General features: G+C 62.1%; 1 protein-coding gene. It reads right to left on the bottom strand.

Translation table 11 applies throughout. The features are described 5' to 3' along the window. Positions 1-230: 230 nt before the first annotated feature. Positions 231-971 (bottom strand): IS21-like element helper ATPase IstB, encoded by a 741-nt coding sequence (gene istB, locus M8523_RS36345; protein ID WP_282589651.1) that lies wholly within the window; start codon positions 969-971, stop codon positions 231-233. Positions 972-1,058 lie beyond the last annotated feature (87 nt).

The raw sequence follows: 1,058 nt of genomic DNA, 5'->3' as shown, positions 1-1,058 counted from the left end.
TGCGGATTCCGACGATGCCGGCCAGTGTTTCCGATATGAAGCCGGCCACCTATTCCGACTTCAAGCCGGCCACGGTTCCGATTTGATGTCGGCCACCTTGGGCGGTTCTCTCACAGGTCGTTGCGGATGATCTCGATGTTGATCGGACGGGTCAAGGGTTGGTTGTTCTGAGCTTAGCCATGGCGGGGCGAAGCTGGATCGGGTTGCGTAGCCCCGCCATGGCGGGGTGATTAGCCGAGATCGGCTGTGCGTCGCTTGCGCAGGCTCTCGCCGGCCAGGTCAATCCTGTAGGCATTATGGACGATGCGATCGAGGATGGCGTCAGCGATGGTAGGACTGCCGATCATGTCATGCCATCGATCGACAGGGATCTGACTGGTGACCAGGATGGAGCCGATATCCATGCGGTCCTCGACGATTTCGAGCAGGTCGCGCGCCTGCTCGGGATTGAGCGTTTCAGGTCCCCAATCATCGAGAATGAGGAGCTTCGCCCGTCCGATGGCGGCCATCAGCTTGCCATAGCGTCCGTCGCCGCGGGCCAGCGCGAGAGCGGTGAAGAGGCGGGGCATGCGATGGTAGAGGACCGGAAGATCCTCGCGGCAGGCCTTCTGGCCGAGCGCGCAGGCGAGCCAGCTTTTGCCGACGCCGCATGGCCCGGTGACGATCACATTGCGCTTGTCACGGATCCAGTCGCAGCTGGCCAGTTTGAGAAAGAGTGAGCGGTCGAGGCCGCGGGGACTGCGATAATCGACATCCTCGATGCTGGCGCTCTGGCGCAAGCGCGCGGCCTTCGCGCGCGCCTCGAAGCGCTTCTGCCGCCTGAGGGTGGCCTCGTGTTCGAGGAGAAGCCCGAGCCATTCGGCATGGTCCAGGGATCGGGATTCTGGATTGGCGGCGAGATCCTTGAAGCCTTTGGCCATGCCGTGAAGACCAAGGGCACTCAAGTGATCGAGGGTGGGGTGGGTCAGCATGAATGCTCGGTCCTTCAGTTGAAGTAGGCGGCGCCACGAATGTTGGGATGATCGAAAAGGTCGCTTTCCCTCGGATCTGTCCGGGTC

The organism is Lichenifustis flavocetrariae, from assembly GCF_026130545.1.
Classification (GTDB): domain Bacteria; phylum Pseudomonadota; class Alphaproteobacteria; order Rhizobiales; family Beijerinckiaceae; genus Lichenihabitans; species Lichenihabitans flavocetrariae.
The sequence above is the reverse complement of the archived record's forward strand: the minus strand, read 5'-3'. Positions and strand labels throughout refer to the sequence as shown.

What these genes read in the sequence shown, in the direction of transcription:
- istB (WP_282589651.1), bottom strand. Translation starts at nt 971, where the DNA reads ATGCTGACCCACCCCACCCTCGATCACTTGAGTGCCCTTGGTCTTCAC.